Raw genomic sequence first — 26,796 nt, forward strand, 5'->3', positions numbered from 1 at the left:
TTGTGAAAACAGGTCGACAATATAATGCCTCAATAGCTCAGTTGGTTAGAGCGGCGGACTGTTAATCCGTAGGTCCAAGGTTCAAGTCCTTGTTGAGGCGCGCAATATAAGAGCTCATGCGTATGGTGATGTGTGGGCTCTTTTTTTATGCCTGTATGCAGCAGGCCATTGCGCCAAAAGTGTGGGACTCCATCTTATTCGCAATATTTCCATCCGTAAATTCTTTCCTAAAAAATCTCCAAGCAGCAGTTCTTTTTTCACATCAAAAGCGAAATAGAATGCTATACCATTTGGATTAATATTATAACTTTAAAGACAACAGGTTATCACAGGATGGCTTTATCTTACAGCCTTATTCACACAATACAGAAAATTTATGCCGATACTAGGAACCATTATTAAAAAGCTCATCGAGACCAAGGATAAAGTTTCTGATTTCCTGGAGCGTGACCCCGTCGAAGATCAAAATAAGGTGTTGAAAGAATTGCTTGCTCAGGCCAAAGACACCGCATTTGGAAGACATTATCACTTCGATGAAATCCTGGAATCTGAAAATCCCGCTGAACGCTTTGCTCAAACTGTCCCTTTCTTTGATTATAATAAAATCAATGATGAATGGTGGTATCGGTTGCACGACGGAGAATCTGATGTCACCTGGCCTGGAAGTCCGTCCTATTTTGCCTTGAGTTCCGGCACAACAGGAGGAACCAGTAAACGAATCCCCATCACCGATGAAATGATCCAATCCATTCGTCGGGCGGGCATCCGTCAGGTGGAAGCACTGGCAAACTTCGATTTGGACCCGGAGTTTTTCGAAAAGGAGATTATGATGCTTGGTAGTTCCACCGATCTCATTGACAAGGGCAGTCACCAGGAAGGTGAAATCAGCGGGATCAGTGCCAGTAATATCCCTTTTTGGTTCCGCAGCTATTACAAACCAGGTATGGAGATTTCAAAAATTGACGACTGGGACACTCGGGTTCAAAAGATCGTAGAACAAGCAGGTGACTGGGATATCGGCGCACTAAGCGGCATCCCTTCCTGGATGGAACTAATGCTCCAGAAAGTAATCGAATACCACGACTTGGAGACCATTCACGATATCTGGCCCAATCTGCAGGTATATACTTCTGGTGGAGTGGCTTTTGAACCCTATGAAAAAAGTTTTAATAAATTGCTGGCACATCCCATTATTGTCATTGATACCTACCTGGCGTCCGAAGGGTTTATAGCGCTTCAGAGCCGGAAGGAAACTCAATCGATGAAGTTACTCACGAACAATGGACTTTATTTTGAATTTGTCCCTTTTGAATCCCAATACATTCAAAGTGATGGTAGTCTTGTGCCAGATGCTCCGAGCATAGGATTATCAGACGTGGAACAAGGGAAAGATTATGTCCTCCTATTGAGTTCAGTTTCCGGATTATGGCGCTATATGATCGGTGACACGATTCAATTTACAGACGTAGATCGATACGAAATCCGGATTACGGGTCGCACCAAATTTTTCTTGAATGTGGTCGGTTCTCAGCTTTCAGTGAACAAAATGAATGATGCCATTCGACATCTGGAGGACAAATATGATCTTAAGATCCCTGAATTTACTGTGGCTGCCGTTAAAATCGACGGTTCCTACTATCACCACTGGTATCTGGGGACAGATACACCGGAATTTCCAGTTGATGAATTAACCGATACCTTGGATGAGTACTTACAATCTCACAACAAAAACTATGGCGTCGCCCGATCCAAAGCGCTGCACGGCGTCCGGGTTAACCTGGTTCCGAAGGCGCGTTTTTACGACTGGAGTGAGCGCAATAAGAAGAAGGGCGGGCAGGTTAAGATGGAAAAGGTCATGGATGAAGAAAAATTTCAGGAATGGGAAGCTTTCTGTGAAAGCCAATAACTCGTTATGAGGCAAATTTGTAGCCACGGAGCTTTGCCCATTGAATTTCACCAGGTTGATCGTACGCTCTTCGATCCGGAAATTAAAAGAGAACAACTTTAAGTACCCCACCAACAGGAACGCTGCTATGCGAGGGTTGGCATCATCGGTGGACGGTGGGTACGCTTTTTTCTACCCATTTAAAATCCTATCCACGCTGCATAGTGTGGATTTGTGGCCTACCTACGTCACAATATATACGTCTTGAATAATCTATCTACCCACAGTGTCTCTCTGGGGCAATTCTTTTGCCTGTCGTAGATGCTCTTTGTGGGTGGATAGATTGACAAAACTTCCATTTCTGCGTCTTAGATACGGGCATAGGGCGAGACCATCCTATACTACGGGCATTTTAAACCTTAATGAATGTGTACCAACATTTGGATTTAGCCGGCGTTGAATCGAGTTTTTTTGACGAAGAAAATCGAAGTCTATTTCGGATTGTATACGGCAGTTATGAATTCCTAAGGATTTAATCATCTATGAATTCCTGGCGTACTTCTTTTTTCACCTGCTCCTTGTCCAGGGTATTGACCATCTGCACGATCTCCTCTGGAGACAGATAAAGTCGCTTGATGCGATCCTTGTACGTCGGTGAAAGATCTGCGTTCTCCAAGATGAAATTTTTAGTCGCCATAATGTAATCGTACATCCCATGTTCAATGGCAAACCGATCCGCCGTGCGTTCAGCACGTTTCAGATAAGACTTTTGAAATAAATACCGAAGACCAAAAACCACCATCCCCAGATTACTTCGTCGCTGATAGTCCATCACGTGCCCCAATTCGTGGCCCAACCAACCAATAAGTACCTTTGATTCCAAATCTTGGATGGAAAAGGAGTGACTTTCGATCTCCATTTTAGTGCTGATCAGAATTAGGTATTTTCGATGTTTTTTATGTCTTAACAAAGTCGGGAAAAGAGGTTGGGCCTGCATAAACGACTTCCGGATATTTTCTTTGAACCGAAACTCTATGTGGATGTCTCGCAATTCCGGATAATAGGCTAATGCTTTGCGGGCTTCTTGCTCAATACTGCGTGGTATAATATGCGTGGCGGTCATTTTTTGCTTCAAATCAAAGGAAGTTTACTGGTGTCAATGTACTCATTTTCCATAAAGATCCAAGAGTAAAAAAGCTTTCTGTTAGCAATAGCTGTTCTTAAATCGGTATTCTTATAATATTGGCGAATTACACATTTTTGCCCAGGTTCCGTGCATCCGGTCAACCTTTGATTCTTCGGTATCGGATCGAAGTCGATCCTCGAGGCTCCTTTTGGATCCAGGCCACACCAATGGATCCATCCGGCAAATAAATCCCGACGGGCAGTTCTGCAAAACGATCCGGATGGGAAACCCAATGCTCTCGTACGGGGTGGCCATTCTTCCATACCTGCGCCTTGATGACCGATTTTGACTCAGAAAAGGAATTCAGCGAAATCGTTGCCTTGGGTGCACTGTGGTTCAGGTGGCCCACAAGTTCATTTTCTTCTTCGGCTTCTTCCCATAAATAGACAACGTGATCATCTCCGGATGCCAGGATCTGCGGATGTCGGCCTTTTTTAGTCAATAGTTTTTTGGGGGTGTAGGTCTGTTCTCTCTTATCAAACCGTGTCGTATACAAACCAGGCAGCCCTGCCCCGGTAAACCACACTATATCTATTCCACCTCTTCGTTCACACACAGAAGGCCCCGTATGCGGACAACCGTAAATCACCCAATTATCGGAACTAATCCGCTCCGGTTCTGAAAATGTCCTGCCGCCATCACGAGACACCAGGTGTGAAATATCCCGGATGCTGTCCTGCCAGATGTCCCGATACAATGCATGAATATGCCCATCTGCGGATACGAACAATTCCGTCCGACAACATTCACACGTATTATAGCCCACAGGCTGATCAGTTAAAAAACCCTGCTTCCCTTTCGTTTTGGCAAAAAAGAGCGTAGATCCATCGCCCCGTTGTTCGGTCCTGCGGGAATCCAACCAGATGGCTCCGACTTCACCATCCGGTAAAGTGGCCACATCAAAAAAGCTCCTGCTCAATCCTCGGGTTGTATCCCCTACATGCAGGTATTTTTCTGGTGTCCACGTCCTGCCTTCATCAAAGGATTGAGTGTAATAAAGTGCGCCGGAGAAACGGTTTTCCGGTGTTGGCGACCTACGAGAATAGAGCGCTATCATCGTGCCATCTTTTTTAAAGGCTATTTTCCCCATGCTTTCACTGGTCGTCGTACAACCCCGTGATGATGAAACCTCACGGGGTTGCTGGAATCCGCCACCTTCTTTAGAAAATTTTGAAAATTTCATGACATAACCTGTTTCTGCTTCACCTTTACATTTTTCTGACCACACTAAAATCGGTGTACCCTTTACATCTGAAGTAAAATACGGTCCGACAGCCTCCGCATCGGGGTCAGAAATCACCACCTCGGTATCGAAACCTGTTTCGCGATGCTCAGACGGTAAATCTTCGCACGAAGACCAAATCAAAAGGCTGGAACTTAGGATCAAGCCAAAAAAGAGAAAAACTTTCAAATCAGCTGTACTATTGGTGCGATTCATTATCTGTCTTGTTTTTGTTTGTTATTAAAATTGTAGGCCATTCCAATATTCCATGTTCTTGGTTCGCCTGCACTATAACTGTCTCCCCACTGCGACCGCCGTACTACCGTAGCGTACAGCTGATCGGTGGCATTCATAATATTCATCCATACCTCCACATTTTTTAGTTCATATCCCCACCGAAGATTGAAAATATCGTAGCCGGGGTATGTTCCTGTATTTCCATTGTCCATATAGTACTGATCGACATGTTGCCACTCCAGAGATGCCCGGAAGTTTTTGAAAAAGGAAGGCTTATAGGAAAGTTCTGCATTAGCAATCCAGGCAGGAGCTTGCCCCATTTCATTGTCTGAGTAATCCGCCCCATCTTCTTTGTAATCCTGAAATACATGAGATGCATTGGTTCCGCTTAACCGGAAGTGGACGTTCTCACCCATCAGCCATTTGATCCCATACTCCACCCCTCTGTGTTGAGTTTTGCCTGCATTGCGATTTTCTCTGGAACCATTATCCAGCAAAACGGATATGATTTCATTTTCACCATTCATTTGATACATACTCATGTCGAAACTCAGGTGTTTTCCAAGCTGGAAATAACCGCCTATTTCGTAATTGTGATACACGGAAGGTTTTAATACAGGAACTTTCACACCCCGGTAGAGTTCAGAGATCTGAGGTGGCAGGAAACCCTGGCTGTAGTTAATAAACAAGCCATTCGAAGGTTGAAAGTTATAGGTCAGCCCAACCTTTGGTGTGATCGCAGAGAAATGATCTGCATTATCCGGAGCACCTGAAAAAGCAGATTCATCCAGGTGGTTTTTAAAATCAAAATTGAGCCGGTCATAGCGCAAAGCGGATGATATTTGAAGTCGATCCGTCAACTTCATGCGCCAGTTTACATAAGTCCCGATATTCCTCAGCTGCGCTTCATAGTTTGTCAACAGACTGTCTGTTTTGGCAAAATCGGCATATACCTGTTCGTCATTTTTATGGATTGCGATGTAATGTGCCTGAAATTGGTTGGGACTCATATCCAGATTCATGCCCAATGAAAGCTGTGCGCCGGAAAGCCAGGTAAATTGTTGCGTATGCTGACCGACCAAGCCATAGCTATTCACTTTATCTTCATTGACTTCGCCATGCGCCAGATTTTTATTCCCAGTTGGATTTCCCCAGGGTGAATAATCATCTTTAACCCGGTAAGCGGGGTTTTGTCTGATTGAATTCTCACGTGCAAAAACTGCAATCATCGTTTTACTTTCATTTTGCCAAAAATGATTGTACCTGATTTTAGTCCTGAGGGCATCCACAGCCCGGTTCGTAAACGTATGCTGACTGGTAAAATCTTTTGAGAAAAAGAACGCGCTATCGAGATTTCCAGTCATATCAGCTTCGTAGTTAATCCGGGTCACATCAAAAGCCAAGGTATTCTGATCATTGATGATGTAGTTCGTTTTCAAGGTCAGCGCCAGTTTATCAAAGTCAGTATGTGCTCTGATCCCGTCGGTCCGGTTTGCATAATACCCATACACCCCTAGTCCGAGTTTTGAGAAGGAATTGGACCCGCTAAAATCAACCCGTCGGTACCCATTGGTATTCCCCTGCACACTAAGCCTGCCGGTAGGAATAGCTGCCGGCCGTAAGGTGATAAAATTTATGGCCCCACCGATGGCTTCGCTCCCATACAGCGATGAGGCGGGGCCCCGAATCACTTCGATTCGACGAAGACCGGCCATATTCATTTCCAGCAAGGCATTGTGATTGAACACCCCGGTAGGGCGGATCGGAACTCCATCCTCCAGATACAAAAACAAGCCTTTGTAATTAATGGGCTGTCGGATGGCCATGGTGTGTTGTTCATTCCCCAGATCAACCATGTAAACCCCTTCGACTTTGTTCAACACCTCATCCAACCGGGTTGCTTTGGTTTCTTCCAGCAATTCAGTAGATATGGTTGAAATAGCCACCGGAGCAGCAGAGCGATCCAGAGCGAACCGGTTGGTACTAACGACCAATTGATTAAGCACTGTGGAAGACGGGGTCATCTTTATTACTGCTTTGGTAGACAGGTTACGGAGTCTTTTCTTTTCATATCCGATGTAGGAAAAGACGACTTCAGTAGTATCAGACGATCGGTTAAATGAATATTCCCCGTTGAGGTTGGTCGCTGCAAACTCGTTGTTGTTGGCAGATATAACTACGCCCGCCAAGGGCTCTGAAGTGTTTTGATCGATGACTTTCCCCTTGAACACTACTTGGCCTGACAACTCAAAACTCCACAGGACCAATATCATTAATAAAAGTTTATGGTTGGTGTACATTCATATGTTTTTTAACACCCTCAATCCAGCTGAATATTTCTACTGAATTGTGGTTGCATTGAAATAATGTCGTGCCCCAAAACCAGACTACAGTTCTGATTGGATCAATTTTGCTGTTTTTGGTTACAGATTAGGACAGCGAATGAAGTAAAATTTGGCGGATATAACATTTCATTAATCTGCACCGACCAACTGATACGATTGGCCCCACGACACGAAGAGCATGCATCTGATCTATAAAAATCGGTGCAGACTAAATTCTGAAATACATATAAAAATAGGAAAGGTACTATTTCGGTGGCTGAAAGACTTCGTGAATGAATTTCACGCCATACCAACAATTCACATATCCGGGGTCGGATTTTTCTAAAAGGTCGGTTAAGTTAAGATCGAAGAGAGTCTTGATGGGGAATAAATGAATTTCTTTGACATCCAGTGCATTGCCCGGATACTTATTTTCATTTTGGTCCTTTTTATTGAGCTGCTTTCGAAGGAAGCATTTTCCTTCACAACCGAGCTCCGGTTTTGACGTATTGACACAAAACATTTCTGTAATGTATTCCTTATTCAGTTCATAGTAGGCAATCATCCCAAACCGGTCTAAGGATTGAAAAATCAATAGAAAAGCAAAAAATCCGGTAAATAAAAATCGGCACATGCCCAGAATTTCTGATAAATATTTCGTGCCCTAAAGATAGCTATTCCGAAGGTCTTTTGAAAGAAAGAAGGATGTATTTAAACGTTAAGCCAGCTTAGCGTCACTTGGGGGTACTCACCAGATTGAGCCCCACAATCGAACCGATCAAAGTGACTAAAAAGAACACCCGCCAAAAGTTGACTTGTTCGTGAAAAACAAAGATCCCCATCAGCGCCGTCCCTACAGCACCAACGCCGGCAAAAACTGCATAAGCCGTTCCCATGGGTATATCCCAAGATGCGATGATCAAAAAATACATGCTTAGAGCGAGTGACACCAGAAATCCACCATACCAGAGCGTCTTTCCCCATCCGGCAGCATTCTCAGCCATCACCAGGGAGGATGTAAATCCCACTTCAAACAACCCTGCCAAAATCAAATATATCCAGGAAATCATTATTCAAAATCATTGTGTGAAAAAAAAACAGCCATCCCATGTTTCCAAGGATGACTGTTACTTTCGTTGTTTCAAGACAAGCTCTTGTTAGTTCACATTATCAACTTTTGTGAGTCGCAAATAAGGTTTTACTGTTTTGTATCCCGGAAATTTTTTCTCTGCATCTTCATTGGATACGGATGGACTGATCACGACTTCTTCTCCTTCTACCCAGTTTGCTGGTGTTGCTACCTGTTTGTACTCGGTCAGCTGCAAACTGTCAACTACACGTAGAATTTCATCAAAGTTCCGACCCGTTGACGGGGGATAAGTCAATGTCAATTTAATCTTTTTATCCGGACTGATCACAAAAACCGACCGAACAGTATGTTTGCTGGCGGCATTGGGATGAATCATATCATACAGCTTAGCAACCTTTTGGTCTTCATCTGCAATAATGGGATATTCCACATTGGTGTTTTGCGTCTCGTTGATATCCTTGATCCATTCGTGGTGATCTCCGACAGGATCAACACTTACAGCAAGAATTTTAGTATTTCTTTTATCAAATTGGTCTTTCATTCTGGACATGGTCCCCAGTTCTGTGGTACATACCGGTGTGAAGTCTGCCGGGTGAGAGAAAAGAATTCCCCAGGAGTCTCCCAGCCATTCATGAAAGTTGATTTCACCCTGCGTCGTTTCCGCAGTGAAATCAGGTGCGGTATCACCCAATCTTAAAGTTGCCATAGCTTTGTATTTAATTTTTGTGAAGAAATATGTTATTCATTTAATCAACCGATCTGCCATCAATTTGTTTTATAAGTATAGATTTTTATTTGCACCGGGAGCAGGTATTTTTCCGCCTATCAACGAATGACCTTGCTGCGGTCACCCATGGCGTCCATTGTGGTACAGACCAGGAACTTCGTCATATTTACCCGGGTGATGTTCTGCCTATGGTTTGCTGTTGGGTATGCGAACAAATAAACTAGCTAAGCCAATCCCATCCGTATCTACGCCTATTTACTTCACCACCGCCAACACATCGGTGAAATACCCGTTGGAGTCCGTCCATTTGTCCATCACCATAAAACCGGACTGATTAAGCAAAACTTCCATTTCTTCAAAATCAAACTTTTTGGAGATCTCAGTATGCACCAACTCATCCTTGTAAAACCGGACACTCTGGTTTGATGATTTAAAGAATACTTCTTGATCCGTGAGGCTCACCAGATAGCTGCGGACTTCCCCAGAACAGGGGTGGTAATAAGAATAAAAATCAAAATTATCCAAGTCAAAGTCCGCTTCCAATTCCCGATTAAACCGGGTTAACAGATTCAGATTAAATGATCGGGTAATGCCATCCGGGTCATCGTATGCTTGCCGGATCGTCAACGGATTTTTCTTCAGGTCAAATCCCATCAACAGGGCATCCCCTTTTTTAAGGTTTTGACCAAAGTCCATAATAATTTTCCGAATTTGGTCTTTTTGAAAATTCCCGATATTACTTCCCAGGTACATGAGCAAAATAGGCCGATCCTGCGGAATAAGTTGCTTCATATTCTCCAGATAATTACCTTGAATCGGTTCTACCGGCATGTGCGGGATCATCTTCTCAACTTGAACGGCAAGCGTTTTGTTTGCCTCCTCGGATATGTCAACCGGAATATATTCATCCAAATAGGTATGATGGGGAAGCTGTTTTAATAATTGGATGGTTTTACTTCCATCGCCAGCACCAAACTCCACCAGTGAGAACTTTGATTCGAAAGGCAATGCCGACCATATTCGGGAACCATATTCCTTCAGAATTTCATACTCGGAATCATACAAATAGTAGGAAGGCATTTGCGTGATTTTTTCAAAAATCCGACTACCTTGTTCATCGTACAGGAATTTTGAGGATATGGACTTGGGCTGTTGACTTAAACCCTTCAGGATTTCATTCACCATAAATGATACTTTTTTATAGCGTTTTGGCTAACCGGATACCCGTACATTGCCATTGGTGTTTGGATTGAAAAAAGTTACGATAGGTTTTGCGGCTGTGCCCCGGGGAAGTGGCACGGGAAGCGCCGCGCAGTACTTTTTGATTGACCATAAACTTGCCATTGTATTCTCCCACGGCACCTTCTGGTTTTCGAAATCCCGGATAAGGCAGATAGGCACTGTCAGTCCATTCCCATCGGTCGCCCCAGTTTATTTTTTCAGCGGCCTGTTCCCATTCAAACTCTGTCGGTAACCGAAGTCCCCTCCACTCTGCGTATGCCCATGCTTCATAATGACTCACATGGCACACCGGTTCATTTGGCTGAACAGTCTCCAAACCGGATAATGTATAGTACTTCCACACCCCATCCACCTGATGCCAGTACAAGGGTGCCTGAACTTTCTGGTCATTCACCCAAGTCCAGCCTTCATCCAACCACAATACAGGGTTCTGATACCCTCCATCCTCTATAAACTCCATGAACTCTTTATTAGACACCAGCGCATTCTGGATTGCATAACCAGACAAATACACTTTGTGACGTTTGCTTTCATTATCATATGAAAAACCCTTCCCGCTGTAACCTATTTCGGCAATACCCTCCTCAAAAGAGAGCCAATCCGAATGCTGGGCAGTACCATCCACAAGCCGATACCCGTCCCGATAAACTGGAAAAAGTGGTTGGTGCCCGAGAATATATTTCATGTCGGTGATCAACAACTCCTGATGCTGTTGTTCATGATTGATCCCCAGGGTAACCAATTCCAAAACCTCCGCTGTCGCCAAATCCGATTCCAGCAACCGGGTCATCGCTTCATCGACATAACCCCGGTAATCAAAAACCTGTGCCACTGCAGGTCGGGACATATTGCCCCGGTTGACACGGAGTATTCGTTTGCCCATCTGGTTGTAATAGCTATTGAATAGAAAGCTGAAGTCTTCATGATAGACCTTGTACGCCGGAGAAAATCGACGCAATATAAACTGTTCAAAAAACCAGCTTGTATGCCCAAGGTGCCATTTGGCCGGACTGACAAATGGTTCGGGCTGCGGAATAAAATCTTCGGTCTCCAGTGGTTCGCACAGCGCCTGGGTGTAATTTCTGACGCGTTGATAATAAGCCAGCGATTCTTCCCGTGCATTGGTGCTCATAGTTCTCGATTTGGTTTTTGAGTTTTCCATGTTCCGATCAAGATAGTGAATATGAGCAAAAAGAAACTCCGATCTATATGATTTTGAATATTCGTTAACAGAAGTAAGAGCTGAAAGCAAACAAGCTCAAAGCTCAAAGTGTCACACCGAGCGGAACCAGGGTACTCAAAGCAAAGAGGCTCAAAGGTGAAAGCTCAAAGCTCAAAGTAAAGAGGCTCAAGGTCAAAGATCAAAGTGTCACACCAAGCGGAACCAGGGTACTCAAAGCAAAAAAGCTGAAATAAACCCCATAAACCCTATAAACTCCATATCCCTTATAAACCTTATACCCCACCTTTCCGTCTATCTGTCATACGAAAGCGTAGTGTCCCAATATCTAAAGACCAGCGCCTTCGAACCACCTGTATCAGCATTTACTGTACCCACAACTTTTGCAGGTCAGACACCCTTCCTCATATATCAATCCGACAGGGTCGTCGCATGAAGGACACTGTCGGTCCGAAGCCTGGGCCCCATCATCCACATATTTCTTAAGTGCACGGGCTACGCCGTTCTTCCACGTATTAATGTTGTCGTCATAAAGATTCAAACCATTGATCAGATCGACCACATCATTGATGGGCATATTGTGACGAAGCACTCCCGATATCAATTTGGCATAATTCCAATATTCTTTGTCGAAGGAACGGGATAATCCTTCTATCGTGGTCCGGTATCCATCTTTATCGATAAATTGAAAATCATATCTGCTGCCCCGATCACTTTTATTCTTGATCACCCATCCTTTATTCACAAACGTCGGGAGATTGAATGAATCTTCCATTTTTCCGGTAAACACCTCGTACGGTTTCCCGTTTACAAAACCAACGACAGCCAGCCATTTTTCATACTCATTCTGGAACCGGATAACATCCGCTTCAATTTTTTTAGGTCTTTTCGGCGGACTGTACACGTTTTCCACTGGGGTGACCTCCACATTTGATTCTTCGTTGTCATTCTTTTCTTCCGTCGACACCAGAACACCACTGCGAGATCCATCCCGATAGACCGTAATTCCTTTCAACCCTTTTTTCCAGGATTCCAGATAAATTTCGCCGACCGATTCGACCGTTACATCGGAAGGCAGATTAATCGTCGAACTAATGGAATGGGTTACATATTTCTGAACGATCGATTGCATTTCCACCCGGCGGATCCAATCAATTTCCGGTGCTGTGGAACCGGCATACGGACTTTGTGAAATATCGGTTTCTCCAGTAACCTCCATCCAGGTTTTTAATTTGGGATGAAACACTTCAAATTCTTCCCATGAATCTCCCATATCATCCACATAACTAATTTTTGCTTTCGAATCACTTTCATTGACCTTACGCCGACGTTTGTAAGAGAGCAAAAATACGGGTTCAATTCCGGAAGAGGTATGCGCCAGCATACTTAGTGTACCGGTAGGTGCGACCGTACTTATTGAGATATTTCGTCGGCCATATTTCATCATCCGTTGATAAATATCTGGAAATTCAGCTTCCATCATCTGAACAAATTCGGAGGTATGCTCAATCTTTGGATCAAACCCCTCAAAGGGTCCTCGTTCGATGGCCATGTCTACAGAACTATCAAATTCAGCCTCCAACTTTGTCCGCATCACCTGATCCACAAGTTTGTTGGCTTCCTCACTATCAAAAGAAATGCCGAGCGCTGCCACCATATCAGCCAGCGCAGTGAAGCCAAGTCCTGTTCTCCGTCCCTTTTGCCCATTCTCGTAGAGTAATTTCCAGGTATCTATTTCTGCTTGCTTAATATGCTGAGGTTCCGGATCATGATCTATTTTGTCCAGGATACGTTCAATAGCTTCCAGTTCCAAATCAACCAAATTATCCATCAAGTGCTGGGATTCGTAAACGACTTTATAAAAAGTTTCATAATCGAATGACGCATCCTCCGAAAACGGGTTGTTTACAAAATTAAATAGGTTTACTGCGATCAGCCGACAACTATCTCCTCCTTGCATCGCAATTTCTGAACAAGGATTGGTCGAACTATTTTCAAACCCCGGGTACACCGATGACGTACTGTAGTCATGCTGCCGGTCCCAAAATATGAGTCCAGGCTCTGCTGTATTGTGTGCACATTCTATAATCGTATTCCATAAATCCAGCGCCTGGACTTCTTTTGTGTATTCGGGTTCTGCACTATCAATCGGCCAGCGTAGGGTGAACTTGGAATTGGAATCGACCGCTTTCATAAATTCATCCGACAACCGAACAGAAATATTGGCACCGGTCACCTTCGACAGATTTTGTTTGATCGTGATAAAATCTTCTACATCCGGATGAGCAATGTCAATTGTCAACATCAGAGCACCCCGGCGACCATTCTGTGCCACTTCCCGGGTCGTATTAGAAAACCGCTCCATAAAAGATACTGCGCCCGTGGTGGTGCCTGCAGCATTGGAAACTTCTGCATTTTTTGGACGAAGGCCCGAAATATCTACACCCACCCCACATCGTCGCTTGAACAGTTGTACCAACTGCTGGTCGGTATACATGATACCGCCATACGAATCGAAGACCGGCGGAACCACGACGCAATTGGACAAAGAAGCGATCATTTCCCGGTTTCCCAGTGCTGCCATAACGCTGCCTTGTGGAATGACATAACGAAAGTCTTTAAATAGTTCATATATCGCTTTTTCATCCAGATCTGCTCGTTGCTGTCCATATTCGGAAAGACTTTTCGAGCGCTCTGCAGTACGACTCGAATAATGGGATTCGATCCGTGCAAATTCATGGGCCATCCGTCGATGCATGTCATCGGGCGTCCGTTCGAGATATTTTCCATTGGCTGATTTGACCGCATATTTATTAATCCAGGTCGTAGCTGATAAATCATCACCCCCAAAGTATTTTTTGGACGCCTTAAGGACGGTGTCGTGATTGTAGTGCTTTTTTTTGTGAAGGGCCGGTGTAGAGTTCATGTTATAACTGTGAGCATTTTGTTCATAAAAGACTAGAATAAACCACCTATTTAAGTAACCCGGGGAGCTACCTTAGGAAGCCTCAAAGTTAGGATAATTTATCCAATAATCCAGCACTCATTAAAATTTTTTATAACATAAAAATCAGAATATGTACAATTAACAAATTCGGCAAACCACCTTACAAATATCACAAACACCTGTGCATCAACTGTTTATCATATTTCATATTAACATATTACAATTATTCATAATAAAGAATTTGAAATTCAACTTGCAATTTTTTATTTCAAATCAAACATTCTGACCAATGTTTAACTCCGTTACTTATTCTTAATAACACAAATTCATGGCCAGACCGAATATAATAGACGCAGTGAACATCGCATGAGATATTTTAGACTATGGTACGCCCCACTTAAAATAACAAAAGTGAATAATGTGGCAAAGGACTGCGGTGTGACCGTTTTATCCGGCAGAATTTAGGTGCTAGTGATTTTCTTACCGAAAGGGCGGGAGTTATGGTTTTAATCCCGCCCCACTTATCACACCACGTTCTTATACATTTTAATATGTGGAAGAGCGAAATAAAACAAGTTGCGCAAAATATTTGCTTGACAATAATTTAAAAAAAAACCCGGGTTGCTTATTTCAAATTTGCAACCCAGGTGTATGGTATCAAAGACGGCTTAATCGTATGATACGATAATTCAGCCGTGAGTTTCAATAAAAAAGATTCACATCTACTTATAATTCCTTGATCCGAATATTTCTAAACTTAACTTCGGAACCATGGCCCAGAAAGCCGATGTGTCCCTTTTTGCGCTTCAATCCCGGATGCTCTTTTCCATCCATAGCGCCATTCTTGACAGCCTCCTTAGCATCTACGTCCAAAATTTTAGTTCCATTCAAAATAACCTGATAACGATCTCCAGTCACAATCACCTCTTGAACGTTCCACTCGCCCACTGGCTTGAGATATCCTCGTTCTGCCGGTGCTACCCCGTATAAGGAACCATGATACTGATAAGGTTTCAGGTTGGCATAAATACTGGCTGTATTATCCAGTATTTGTAGTTCAATTCCGCCATAGGCGGCATTGCCTTCGAGTGGGGCTCGAACACCGAGTCCATTATTTGCTCCTGGGGTCAACATAAACTCGAACCGGAAGTTAAAGTCCGCATATTGCTTTTCTGTGAAAAGGTTGCCAGAGCTCCCACTAGCTTCCGGGTCGACGACAATCACGCCATTAACCGCCTGATACTGGACTTTGTTGCCGGTCCAACCATCCAGGTTATACCCGTTGAATAATGGCGTAAACCCTTCCTCTTTTTCTTCCTTGGTCAATAAATCCATGCCCGACGGAATCTCTTTCACGTATATATTCCGAAAAGCAATATCGGTTCCATGTGCTTGCAACTCTATCGGCCCGGATGGGAAAATCGGAATGGACCGATCCCAATAGTTTTCGAGCACCACATCATCTACCACCAAATCTCCATTTAACCAGACAGATACTTTTTCTCCCATCATAGACATTTTCATGTGGTTCCAGTCTCCAATCCCCATATCAGCCAATTTTGACGGTTTACTGGGGTGTTTCTGATTGTTGTACAATCCCCCTGAACCCACTTCTGCGCCGACATCTACCCGTGCTGTATCCCATATTTGCACCTGGGGTGTGCCGCGTAAGTACACACCGCTATCACCTTTATCACCGATCCTCCAATCGATCAACATCACGAAGTTTTCGTAATTTTTAGCGGAGACCAGATTTTGCCCGTCTCCTTTAAAATGGATCTCACCATTTTCTACCCACCAGTGATCACGCATTCGTTTATTGGACGCCTGCTGTTTTTCTTCAATTTCTTTATCAGACATCCGACTCAGTTGGATGGGGTTTGCCACAAATCCCTGCCAACCTGCCAGGTTTTCTCCATTGAACATGGAAACAAATCCTTTCCTGTCTTCTGCGGGTACTGACTCGATGTATGTTTTTATATTCTCTTTAAAATATTCCGAGTCAGGTCCACTAACGATTTCACGAGCCTGCTCGAGCAGATCGAGCGCTAATGAATCTTTCAGGCCATCATCATTCTGAGGTCCGGGCATGACAACACTCATGATACCTTTTGCGGCAGCATTTTGTACAGATCCGGTGGTATTTTCCAGGTAATCTCCAATGGTTAAGAGCGCATAGTAATCACGGTAACTTCCTATTTTTCCGATGATTTCAACCTTATTGGTAGAATACTTCACCTGATCATACAACTGCTGCAGATACAATATCTTACGCACATCTGACCAATCCGCCCGATCGATTATACTAAGCGCCGCTTTCAATGCATTATCATATACTTCTTCATTCTCCAGCAACCTCATCACATCTTTTACGAGAGTGGGATCAGCCCACTCGCCCACCGTAGTAAGTAGTTGATTAGTAGCGGCAACATCATTACCATTCAAAATCTTCTTTGCCATCATGCTCGGTTTATCCCCCGACAAATGTCCGATCAGCGGGATAAAGTTATTCTTGTGGCTTCCTTCGATCGACGCCAACAACTGAGGCTCCCATTCCGTTCCAGAACTTTTTGAAAGCATCTTATCCAGCGTAGATTGAGTAACCTTGACCTGATCCTCTGACACTTTGTTCAGCAAATCCAGCACTTGGGGAATATTTTTTGAGGCACCCAATTTGCCCAACGATCGTATCGCCACCTGTTGTAGTTGTCCATCCGCTTCCGAAGCATATTTATATACGTTATCAAAATAACGTTCATCGCCCCGATCTGCGACAATCGGAATCAACTGGATCTTCGTGGCGTCGTCGACGTTAGAAAGCACAGAAACCACCTGGTTAATGTTTTTCTTATCGGTAGACATTTTTAATGCCGTCACAGCTGCATTTTTCACGGCGGTATTACTGGTGGATTGGAGAAAGTCCAATACATCGTTTTGTGCATCAGTTCCATGAAGTTCTGCCAACCCAATGACCGCTTGGGCAGCTACCAAAGTGTCCGAACTCTTCATTCCGGAACGAACCAGATCTTCACTGCCGGCCCAGGCTTGCCGGGTCAATACCCGAATCGCATCAGCTCTGGCTGCCGGAGTAGATTTTTCGATCGATGACACCAGCGCGTCATACTGTCCTGAATTTATAAACGATAAAGCATGAGCTGCGGCAACAGCGGATTCATGACCGGATGCAAAGGCTGCTTTGACTTCTGCGATTGCTTTGTCTGGAGCCACACGTGCCAACTGATAAGTTCCCAAAGCTTGCAGTTTCTGATTCTCATTCTTCAAAATATTTTTTAAATACCGAACAGCTTCTTCCTGCTTCCCGTTTTCAGCGAGGGAGTGTCCGAATTTAATAATGGCATCCAGTTCAACGGGATCTGGATCATTTGCCGCCAGATCAACAAAATAGTCCACGAACTTTACATCGCCACTTTCTGCAAGCCCATTCAAGATCAGCTGACCAAGTGTTCCCTGACTATTAGCCATACTTGGATTTAGCACCCTATCCTGCATACCAAATCGCGGATCTGCAAGCACTTTATAGATTTTGAACCGGGTTCGATTATCCGCCTTGTCCATCGCAGACCATATAATCGCTCCGCTCGTCTCAGAAGGCCGCATCTCGAGAATATCCATAATCCGCATTTGCAAATTACGCTCGGCAAGCAACGGTTTTAGTAAGCTTACCTGGTCTTCCGGCATGAAAAAAGAAAGTTCTTCCAGCAATGCTACTGGCAATTCACCCGTTGGATGGTCGGATACACTTTCTACGAAGGCTTCTGCAAATTGGCTGCGGACGCCTTTACTTGCAGAAGACAAGAATTTGCCAATCCCGGAAAAAGCCAATTCTAGCTGGGCACGTTCTTTGCCTTCACTGTCGTTGTACAGTCGCGTCAATTCGTCCACCACTTGGGGGCCCAGATTGACCAGCTCTTGCATGGTCTTTTTGTAGGTTTCCTGATTACTGGCGGGAAGTAAATTTAGTGCATCAGCTACTTTGGTTTCAAAAGTACGCTGATCTTGAGACAGTCCTGCCTGAACTGTCACCAATGAAATCATAAAAATTAAAATATATTGAAATTTCATATTGATATTTTGAAATGTATAGATGTCGTTCTTAATCAAAAAATTACTATAGAGATTCGGTATTTTATTACAAAGTCCAGTGACCACGCATGGGCTGATTAATCATGGCATTGGCTCCCGGGTCATCAATAAACCGTTGCGCTACCGGATCAAATTTGAGGTTCCGCCCCAGACGCAAAGCCACTTTCCCCATATTGATTAAGGTACAGCTTCGATGGCCGTTGAGTTCATGAAGTGGAAATTTTTGCCGGGTACGAACGGATTCATTGAAGCTTTGTATCTGCGGAGCCGGATCCGGTAAGCTATCGATAAGTCCATGGACATCAGCGATGGATGATTCCATGCCTTTATTCAGCCAGCCATCCGGTCCTTCCAGGAACTTGGCATCCTTATCTTTATTCTCTCCGTCCAGTATAATCTGACAACCATCATCATAGGTATACGTAATCCGGCGCCAGGTCGTCACAGCCTCCGGGTGCTGCTGTGGGGCGTCCACCTCCACGCTAATCGGACTGGTGTGATCCTTTTCCAGCAAATATTGAACGGGATCCATATAATGTTGGCCCATATCTCCCAATCCACCGCCATCATAATCCCAATATCCTCTAAAGTTTGCATGCACCCGGTCTTCATTGTACGGCTTATACGGCGCCGGTCCGAGCCACATATTATAATTCAGTGCTTCCGGAACAGGCTGTGGCTCCAGATTGGTTTTCCCACTCCAATAAAATTTCCAATTAAAACCAGTAACTCCACTAATCGTGGCTTTCAGCGGCCACCCCAGAGCTCTGTTTTCCACCAGTTTTTTGATGGGCTTCACAGGAACACCCATTCCGTAAAAGTTGGAACGGAAACGAAACCAGGTATTTAAACGAAACATCCGGTCATGGCGTTGCACGGCATCGATCACAGCCTGCCCCTCTCCGATGGTTCTGGTCATGGGTTTTTCACACCAAATGTCCTTCCCTGCTTTCGCTGCTTCCACGGCCATAATTCCATGCCAATGCGGCGGCGTGGCAATATGGACCACATCAATATCGGGATTCTGAAGAAATTCTCTAAAATCTGAATAGGTGGCCACATCATTACCTGCGAGTCTTCGAGCTCTGTCCAAATGATCCGCATCGACATCGCAGATCGCAATGGTCCTTCCTTCATACTTGAGGTGGCCGCGCCCCATGGCACCCACTCCGATAATGCCCTTGGTTATCTCATCTGATGGTGCGGTAAAGCGGTTCCCGCCTAATACATGACGAGGTACAATGGTGAATGCTGCAGCAGCCATACCAGTGGTTCTTAAAAAATTCCTTCTACTTTCCTTTTTCATATGATTTTGGTATTCTAATTAGATGATTCAACAAATGACGCCGATGGTTTTGCCATGACGTTTTCACTTCTACAAAACGATCAAATATTGCGATCATTTTATGCAAAGCGTATATCAGACTGGCTTCGAGTCTGCTTTGCTACAAAAGCTCAAGATAAAATAATAATCACTCCCAAAATAATGCCCCGTTGCAATCATGAATTTTTAATAGAACTTTAAAAGTTCTTCTTTCGGTAAACACCGCATTTCAAATAGATCAACTCGTAATCAGGGGAATCTCTGATGGCCACTAATTTCATCTGCCGTAGGACTTGCAATGCGGTGTTCATCTCACTTTTCGATGGTGCAAGTACCCGGATGGTGCCGGGAGAGATCTCGATCTCATACAAAAACTGATCGGCTTTGATAGCTCCGATTTCGATCGTGATCAACGATTCGGGGTTACTGCTGAAGTTTGTATTGGCGTGATCCAGTATTCGTTGGGCATCGTGAATATAAGAACCCGCGATATTTGTCAGGGTAATGACCGTATTCTCATCCCAATGGTAAAATCCGGGGTGGTAATCTATGGAGTCTACCATGGTTTTCCCTGCTTCCGAAGGGTGCCCCTGAGCCACTCCTTGTCCCCGAATTGTAAGAAATAGAATCAGGATAAAAAAGATCAACCGATCACCTGTTTGATGGGCTACTATTTGTTTCATGATCACAACAATATAAGGGATTATATCCGCATATTTGCATCGTAATTCTAAATCATCTACACCTTGAGCACGTTAAACCGACGTATTATTGCTGTCTCTATCCCCATTATTCTGGGGAATATGACTCAGATTATGCTGGGCATCATTGACAGCGCCATGGTGGGTTCTATTGACTCCGTGTTGCTGGCCGGATCGGCATTGGTCAACAACATCTTATCCATTCCATACATCATGGGCATCGGATTGTCCTACGCCATATCACCGCTTGTCGCTACGGCCAACGGGAACGATGAAAAAGAACGAAGTTTTCACATCGCCGCCAATGGATTCTTACTCTGCGCCATCTTTGCGATCGTAGTCGGTGTCGGCATTCACTGGGGAGCTGACATTGTTTTTCATCTTGACCAGGATATAGCTGTAGCCAATGTTTCCCGGGACTACCTTATAATCATGGGATGGTCGACCGTTCCCATGCTGATGTTTCTGGCTTTGAAGCAGTTCACCGATGGCCTGGAATTCACCCGGACCGGGATGTATCTGGCCCTGGCATCCATCCCCCTCAATGCCATCCTCAATTACCTCTTTATTTTTGGAAAACTGGGATTACCACGATATGAATTATTTGGTGCAGGAATTGGTACTCTGATCACCCGGATCCTCATTTTTTTCGCACTACTTTGGATCATACTAAAGACCGATAAATACGCACCTTACCGGGAAAAGCTTCAAGATTCGATCAAGATCAAAACCCGTACTTTACAGCGGTTGCTAAAAATCGGCATACCTTCCAGTCTGCAGTATGCCATGGAATCCGGCGCTTTTGCAGTATCGGGAATTATGATTGGCTGGCTTGGGGCCGTTCAACTGGCTGCTCATCAGATCGCCATTAGCATCGCTGCGTTGACGTTCATGGTGTCCATCGGATTATCAGCTGCCGGATCCATTCTGGTCGGCAATTACCTGGGCCGCCGGGATCTGGAAACCGCCAGAACGGTGGGCAAAAACACGCTGATCATGGGACTGGTCTATGGTATCGCATGCGCCATATTATTTGTCATCACCAATGAGTACATCCCCTATTTTTTCAACGATGAACCTCAGGTAATTGCATATGCAGCGGTACTGCTGATTTTTGCCGGGATATTTCAGATCTCTGATGCCATCCAGGCCATTAGTGTGGGGCTATTGCGGGGTTTGCATGATGTCAAAATCCCTACGCTGTATATTTCAATTGCTTACTGGATCATCGGAATTCCCTTCGGATATTATCTGGCTTTTCACGCAGGTATGGAAGCCCGGGGAATCTGGATCGGGCTGGTTACCGGTTTGTCGATTGCAGCAGTGACCATGACCTACCGTTTTTTCAGAATTTCCAGGGATGGAGCGGTGCTGGCGAAGGTGGACTAGGATGACTAGGATGGCTAGGATGAGTAGGATGGGTAGGATGGGTAGGATTAACTAGGATGAGTAGGATGACTAGGATTAACTAGAATGACTAGGATACTAGGATGGGTTGCATGACTAGGATGGGTAGGATCACGTGGATGGAAGGAGTTTGCGGATTGTCTGGTGCGTAGAAAGAAGAACGCTTCCTGCGGGTGAACGTATAATGTGTGATTAAAATGCGTAAGCCGGATCGCTTCCGCACTTCTCCAAAGCTGCAACCTTCTTCCGCAACCAATTTTATTTCTCTCCATACAGAATACTATCCGGAAACGGAGGTGTGGCAAAATCAGAAAGCCTTTCATAAATGCCGCTTTTCATAGGAAGATCTTCTTGTTTTTCCACCGGGCCAAAGACCTCAATGGTCGTATCCGTCAATTCCTGAATCTTGAGGTACTGTCCCTCATTGGTATATATTAATTTCCATTTCTTTTTATGGTCAAAATCCTCCAATCTTTCCATGTAGAAATCGGACAGGATGGTGTCGCGAGTAGCAAAGAAAAATTGGGGTGTAGCAATCTGTCTTGGCCCAATCTTAACAGATCCTACTGAAAAAAAATGAGAAGTATCAGAAACGTTCTGCCAATGCCAGGTCCACCACTTCGATTCTTTAAACAAATTTTTTTCTGTAGTACATGAAAAGAAAGTCAGCAAACCTATGGACAAAAGAATTATATTAGAGATTTTCATCTCAGTAGAATTTAATTATGGCCGGATATTGGTATATGTTTTTGAACGAATCTTGTTGATTTAACTATTTCAAAAAATCAGACACAATTACATTTCTTTCAGCACAAGTTTTATAATGTAGACGGTCCCCAATTCTTATTGGGGACCAGTTCCGTACCTGTGAAGCGTGCATTAAAAAAAATCCCGTTGGGATAAAAGCCCCGATAGCTATGCATACTTTCTAAAAGCAGGACCATGACAAATCGCGTCACACAAGAGACAGGCACGTTCCTCAAAAGACGGACGCACAAATCTAAGACAGACAAAATGCTCTTACAACATTAGATAGTCAAAAGCAAGATGCTTTGATTAAATTTTTGCCGGGGCCACTTCACGGCTGCGAGCCACATTCATTCGAAGCAACACGGTACCTGACAAAGAACAGATAAACATCACCACAAACAAGGGCAGACTGGACGCGCCCATCACCACACTGACGATGGCTGAGATCACGGCTCCGGTGAGCATTTGCATTCCACCGATCAGCGCAGACGCAGATCCGGCCAATCTTTCGAATGGCGCCAGGGCCTGAGCCGTTGTATTGGGGGTGATGAATCCCAAACAAAAAAGAAAAAGCCAGATCCCGCCCATGGTAACGGTGTTGAATAAAGCGGGGATAAAGTAACCCACGATCACCCCGGCTGCCACGATGGTCTGAAACAGCATGGTTCGTCGGCTGACGATGGCACTTGTCCATCTTTTCAAAACCAAACGATTGATTTGTGCACCCAGAATGTACCCGCCGGCATTGAGCCCGAAAGTCCAACCAAAAGCTTCCTGGCTAAACCCCAACCGGTCCATATAAAGGAAGGAGGCACCGCTGATGTAAGCAAACAAACCCGCATAAGCCAGAGAACCCGCCAGGCTGTACTTCAAAAACCATGGATTTCGAAATATTTTGATATAATCCTGTACCACAGCCCGGGGTTTCAATGAAATCATCCGATCCGGTGTCTTACTCTCTTTTAGAAAAAAAGTGACTGAAAGCACGATCAAAAAAGCATAACAGGTCAAAAATAAAAAGATGGCCCGCCAGCTAAAATGGGCCACCAAATAGCCGCCCAGTGTCGGTCCTACAATTGGTGCTATCCCCATGATCAACATCAAAGTGGAAAAAATTCCAGCAATTTCTTCCGGTGGAAATAAATCGCGCACTATGGCTTTGCTGGTGATCATTCCTATGCAACCGCCAAGCGCCATCAGAACACGAATACCAATAAAAAATTCAATGCTTGGTGTAAAATAAATAGCCAGTGCCGTCAGTGCAAATACCGATACGCCAATCACCGTCGGCCACTTGCGTCCGTAGCGATCTGACAGTGGACCAAACATCAACTGACCGACCCCGATACCGATAAAGTAACTGGTCAGGGTATATCCCACCTGATTTTTGTCTGTATTCAGGGATGCCGCAATATCATTGAAAGCAGGGAGATACATATCAATACTCAGAGGACCTATGGCAGCCATAGAGCCCAAAATGAGTATCAAACCCAGTCTACTGTTTTCCCGTTTGCCTTTCTTTCTCAAAGAAATTTGGTTTTAAAAATAATATGGTTGTAAGTAACCACCTACCGAATAACTGACTAGGATTTTGGATATATATGATATTTTCCGACGAAATCCTGATAAATTCTTAGATGCATGCATCGGAATCTGTCCGTTTAATTCTTGTTCACCAACTCAACAAATCAGCACCTCACCGTCTCCCTATTTCTCCCACAACGACTCCAGCGTATTCGGTGATCCTTCGATCGTCCAGGTGGTCCCGTCAATATACCGAAGGTGTTGATCAAGACCGAGAATTTTTTCCATATCCTGCGGTGAAAGTGTCACTTCAGCCGCTTTAAAATTCTCCTCAATGCGCGATTTATTGACTGATTTGGGGATCACCGCTACTCCGCGGTGGATCTGAAACGCAATCAACACCTGGGCAGGGGTCACCTCGTGTTGATCTGCTATCTCTCGGATCACCTCATTTTCCAGAAGTACCGGGTGGCTGTCTTTGTTTCGCTGGGGCCGGTCATTACTACCCAACGGAGAATACGCTGTAAGCGGAATCCCGGAGGACCGGGAATATTCGACCAGCTCCTTTTGTGCCAATAACGGATGCATTTCCACCTGATTCATTTCAGGCTTATGAGCGGAACTCTCAGACAGATGGTTCAGTTTCGGAATGTTAAAATTGGATACCCCGATGTGTTTTGCCAGGCCTTTCTTTTTCAATTCGATCATGGCATTCCAGGTTTCCAACAAAGGAACATCAGCCAGATCATGAAAGTCATCCCCTTTGGACGGATAGGTCAATCCGTGGCGAATAGCCACCGGCCAGTGGATGAGATAAAGGTCTACAAAGTCGAGTTGCAAATCCTTCAACGTTTTTTCGATGGCCGGCTGCACATGTTCTTTTTTATGAGAATCATTCCACAGTTTGGAGGTAATCCAGAGCTCATCTCGTTCGACAACCCCGGATTGAAATAATTCGGACAAGGCTTCGCCGATCTCTGCTTCATTTCCGTAGATCGCGGCACAATCAATATGTCTGTACCCTGCATTTACAGCATCTATCACCGCTTGATAAACTTCTCGCTCTCCTGACTTCCAGGTTCCTAACCCCAGAATAGGCATTGTATCTCCTTGACTAAATCGAATGGTCCGCATAATTATTTTTTTATTTGACTTATTGACTACGTATCAGTATACTCCTTACCAACTATCGCCTGTTTCGATAGTTTAATGATCACTTCCATATTTTTTCAAAATAACCATTTTAAAAAAGACTTATCTATCTTTTTTCACAACAATTTTTGTGGTTTATTCGTAGAATTACCAATACACCCATGCGGCCATATTGTGTATTAAATTAGAATAAAACATGCCTTCAGAACGACCACAAAATAAAAAGGAGGAATTAGCGAATGGCATCAGCCACGGTGCGGGTCTTCTTATTTTAATCGCATGCATGCCGCTCTTGTACTGGGCAGCAGCTAACCACCTCAATGGCGTTTATTTGTGGACTCTATCCCCCTTCTTTACAGGCATAGTCCTGACCTATTCATCCTCGACCGTATATCATTTTTCTCCTCGTGGTCCCTGGAAAGATCGATGGCGGATCATGGATCACATCAGTATATTTTTTCTTATAGGAGGTACCTACACCCCGATTATCATGCAATATCTTTCTTATCCTTCGAATGTGATTTTTCTGGGGATCATGTGGGGGATCATATTGACAGGATCGGTGTTAAAATTCTGGTGGACCGGTAAATATGACAATCTAAGTACCGGCCTTTACGTATTCCTCGGTTGGATGGTGCTTTTTGTAATCTGGCCCTTGTGGAAAAATGCACCGTCGGATGTGTTGTGGTGGATACTCATCGGAGGTTTGGCTTATTCCACAGGAATCTATTTTTACAAAAAGGCAGATGTAAAATATTACCATGTTGTCTGGCATATTCTGGTTTTAATGGGGACGATCAGTCACCTGATTGCGATATACCGCAGTTTTATAACAGCGTAAAATTTTGTATTTTTACCTCCTATGAAAAAATACCTCCCCGAATACATTCAAAATACGATTCTATTTTTTGTCATCACCATTATATGGACCCTCGTAGAAGGTTCGCCGATGCAATGGGGGCTTATAATCATTCAGTCACTTTTCTTTGGCGTCATTCTGACCATCCTTACGGTCTGGCTTTCCCGCAGAAGACAGAAAAAGAAAGATTCCTCGATGGATGCTCCGGATGAATAGCTATCATAAATAAAATCCGAAATTACCATGTCCGAATTGAAAAAGTGTCTCAACGAAAAAGACTTTAACAGCAGTGTTCCGGAATTGCTCGAGATCATAGCCCAGGGACGTCGGCTGGTTCAGGAGTACAATCAAGTACCCGCCACAAACTCAGATCTTAAACAGCGTATTTTAAAAAATCTCTTGGGAGAACTAGGGCATAATGTACACATCGACACACCGTTTTACTGTGATTATGGCCGGCATATTTTTATTGGCAACCATGTCATTATCGGCATGAACTGCACCTTCGTTGATAACAATCACATTCGCATCGGAGACTACACGATGATCGCTCCCGATGTAAAGCTATATACAGCAACTCACCCATTGGCTGCAGCGGAAAGAATCAGGTCGGATTGGGACGATCGCAATTCAGGCAATTTTTACCACACCTCTGCGCATCCCATTGCAATCGGAAAAAAAGCATGGATCGGCGGGGGTGTGACCATTCTGCCGGGGGTGACCATCGGAGATGAATGCGTCATTGGTGCCGGCAGCGTAGTGAATAAAGACATTCCACCCGGATCGCTGGCTGCGGGAAACCCATGCAAAGTTATCCGGAAACTATGATGCGTTTCACTCTGCGCTCACAAAACGCTTCTATTGTGAGGCGATCCGTGCGTGTGGAACGAAGGGAAACAATCTGGAAGCGCCATATATGATGCATACAACGTCTG

20 protein-coding genes and 1 tRNA gene are annotated in these 26,796 nt (G+C 44.4%); 6 read left to right on the forward strand and 15 right to left on the reverse strand.

Annotation, left to right across the window (positions count from 1 at the left end; genetic code table 11):
• Nucleotides 1–26: 26 nt before the first annotated feature.
• Together KUV50_RS07135 and KUV50_RS07140 are read left to right on the forward strand one after the other, a co-directional pair.
• Nucleotides 27–100, forward strand: a tRNA-Asn gene (locus KUV50_RS07135).
• 276 nt (nt 101–376) lie between these two features.
• On the forward strand, nt 377–1,906 hold the full coding sequence (locus tag KUV50_RS07140) for a GH3 auxin-responsive promoter family protein (protein WP_222579416.1): 1,530 nt from the start codon (nt 377–379) through the stop codon (nt 1,904–1,906).
• Nucleotides 1,907–2,417: 511 nt separating this feature from the next.
• Here the strand turns inward: KUV50_RS07140 and KUV50_RS07145 are convergent.
• From KUV50_RS07145 to KUV50_RS07200, 12 genes are all read right to left on the reverse strand, one after another.
• Complete coding sequence (locus KUV50_RS07145) at nt 2,418–3,020, reverse strand: hypothetical protein (RefSeq protein WP_222579417.1); 603 nt, start codon at nt 3,018–3,020, stop codon at nt 2,418–2,420.
• A 148-nt stretch (nt 3,021–3,168) separates the two neighbouring features.
• Nucleotides 3,169–4,509, reverse strand: a complete 1,341-nt coding sequence (locus tag KUV50_RS07150) for an exo-alpha-sialidase (protein WP_222579418.1) — start codon at nt 4,507–4,509, stop codon at nt 3,169–3,171.
• A complete protein-coding gene (locus KUV50_RS07155; protein ID WP_222579419.1) occupies nt 4,509–6,830 on the reverse strand; it encodes a TonB-dependent receptor in 2,322 nt (773 codons plus the stop codon). Before KUV50_RS07155 ends, KUV50_RS07150 begins: the two co-directional genes overlap by 1 nt.
• A gap of 289 nt (nt 6,831–7,119) precedes the next feature.
• The gene (locus tag KUV50_RS07160; protein ID WP_222579420.1) at nt 7,120–7,488 is read right to left on the reverse strand and encodes a hypothetical protein; all 369 of its coding nucleotides are present in this window, start codon (nt 7,486–7,488) and stop codon (nt 7,120–7,122) included.
• Nucleotides 7,489–7,588: 100 nt separating this feature from the next.
• On the reverse strand, nt 7,589–7,921 hold the full coding sequence (locus KUV50_RS07165) for a DMT family transporter (protein ID WP_410000030.1): 333 nt from the start codon (nt 7,919–7,921) through the stop codon (nt 7,589–7,591).
• Between the two features lie 90 nt (nt 7,922–8,011).
• Nucleotides 8,012–8,650: a peroxiredoxin gene (locus tag KUV50_RS07170; RefSeq protein ID WP_222579422.1), complete on the reverse strand. Its 639-nt coding sequence runs from the start codon at nt 8,648–8,650 to the stop codon at nt 8,012–8,014.
• Nucleotides 8,651–8,926: 276 nt separating this feature from the next.
• Nucleotides 8,927–9,856: an L-histidine N(alpha)-methyltransferase gene (locus tag KUV50_RS07175; RefSeq protein WP_222579423.1), complete on the reverse strand. Its 930-nt coding sequence runs from the start codon at nt 9,854–9,856 to the stop codon at nt 8,927–8,929.
• Nucleotides 9,857–9,869: 13 nt separating this feature from the next.
• Entirely contained in the window at nt 9,870–11,045 is a 1,176-nt protein-coding gene (gene egtB / locus KUV50_RS07180) for an ergothioneine biosynthesis protein EgtB (protein ID WP_222579424.1), read from the reverse strand.
• Nucleotides 11,046–11,451: 406 nt separating this feature from the next.
• A complete protein-coding gene (locus KUV50_RS07185; protein WP_222579425.1) occupies nt 11,452–14,019 on the reverse strand; it encodes an adenosylcobalamin-dependent ribonucleoside-diphosphate reductase in 2,568 nt (855 codons plus the stop codon).
• Between the two features lie 747 nt (nt 14,020–14,766).
• A complete protein-coding gene (locus KUV50_RS07190) occupies nt 14,767–18,123 on the reverse strand; it encodes a DUF1080 domain-containing protein (protein WP_222579426.1) in 3,357 nt (1,118 codons plus the stop codon).
• A gap of 67 nt (nt 18,124–18,190) precedes the next feature.
• Nucleotides 18,191–19,450 (reverse strand): Gfo/Idh/MocA family oxidoreductase, encoded by a 1,260-nt coding sequence (locus KUV50_RS07195; RefSeq protein WP_222579427.1) that lies wholly within the window; start codon nt 19,448–19,450, stop codon nt 18,191–18,193.
• A 215-nt stretch (nt 19,451–19,665) separates the two neighbouring features.
• Entirely contained in the window at nt 19,666–20,151 is a 486-nt protein-coding gene (locus KUV50_RS07200) for a hypothetical protein (RefSeq protein ID WP_222579428.1), read from the reverse strand.
• A gap of 63 nt (nt 20,152–20,214) precedes the next feature.
• On the opposite strand from KUV50_RS07200, the gene KUV50_RS07205 reads away from it, so the two are divergent.
• Nucleotides 20,215–21,558 carry an MATE family efflux transporter gene (locus KUV50_RS07205; RefSeq protein WP_222579429.1) on the forward strand — a complete coding sequence of 448 codons (1,344 nt, stop codon included), beginning with the start codon at nt 20,215–20,217 and terminating at the stop codon, nt 21,556–21,558.
• A gap of 276 nt (nt 21,559–21,834) precedes the next feature.
• Here the strand turns inward: KUV50_RS07205 and KUV50_RS07210 are convergent, their stop codons facing one another.
• The 3 genes from KUV50_RS07210 to KUV50_RS07220 all read right to left on the reverse strand — a co-directional run bounded on the left by KUV50_RS07210 (nt 21,835) and on the right by KUV50_RS07220 (nt 24,984).
• On the reverse strand, nt 21,835–22,284 hold the full coding sequence (locus tag KUV50_RS07210) for a hypothetical protein (RefSeq protein WP_222579430.1): 450 nt from the start codon (nt 22,282–22,284) through the stop codon (nt 21,835–21,837).
• 348 nt (nt 22,285–22,632) lie between these two features.
• A complete protein-coding gene (locus KUV50_RS07215; RefSeq protein WP_222579431.1) occupies nt 22,633–23,853 on the reverse strand; it encodes a multidrug effflux MFS transporter in 1,221 nt (406 codons plus the stop codon).
• A 180-nt stretch (nt 23,854–24,033) separates the two neighbouring features.
• Nucleotides 24,034–24,984, reverse strand: a complete 951-nt coding sequence (locus tag KUV50_RS07220; protein WP_222579432.1) for an aldo/keto reductase — start codon at nt 24,982–24,984, stop codon at nt 24,034–24,036.
• A 214-nt stretch (nt 24,985–25,198) separates the two neighbouring features.
• On the opposite strand from KUV50_RS07220, the gene trhA reads away from it, so the two are divergent.
• Genes trhA through KUV50_RS07235 form a run of 3 tightly spaced genes read left to right on the forward strand, consistent with a single transcriptional unit; the run spans nt 25,199 to nt 26,689 of the window.
• Nucleotides 25,199–25,843 carry a PAQR family membrane homeostasis protein TrhA gene (gene trhA, locus KUV50_RS07225; RefSeq protein WP_222579433.1) on the forward strand — a complete coding sequence of 215 codons (645 nt, stop codon included), beginning with the start codon at nt 25,199–25,201 and terminating at the stop codon, nt 25,841–25,843.
• Between the two features lie 21 nt (nt 25,844–25,864).
• Entirely contained in the window at nt 25,865–26,077 is a 213-nt protein-coding gene (locus KUV50_RS07230; RefSeq protein WP_222579434.1) for a hypothetical protein, read from the forward strand.
• Between the two features lie 27 nt (nt 26,078–26,104).
• Nucleotides 26,105–26,689, forward strand: a complete 585-nt coding sequence (locus tag KUV50_RS07235) for a sugar O-acetyltransferase (protein ID WP_222579435.1) — start codon at nt 26,105–26,107, stop codon at nt 26,687–26,689.
• The last annotated feature ends 107 nt before the right edge of the window (nt 26,690–26,796 follow it).

This window comes from Membranihabitans marinus, from assembly GCF_019802045.1.
Taxonomy (GTDB): Bacteria; Bacteroidota; Bacteroidia; order Chitinophagales; family Saprospiraceae; genus Membranihabitans; species Membranihabitans marinus_A.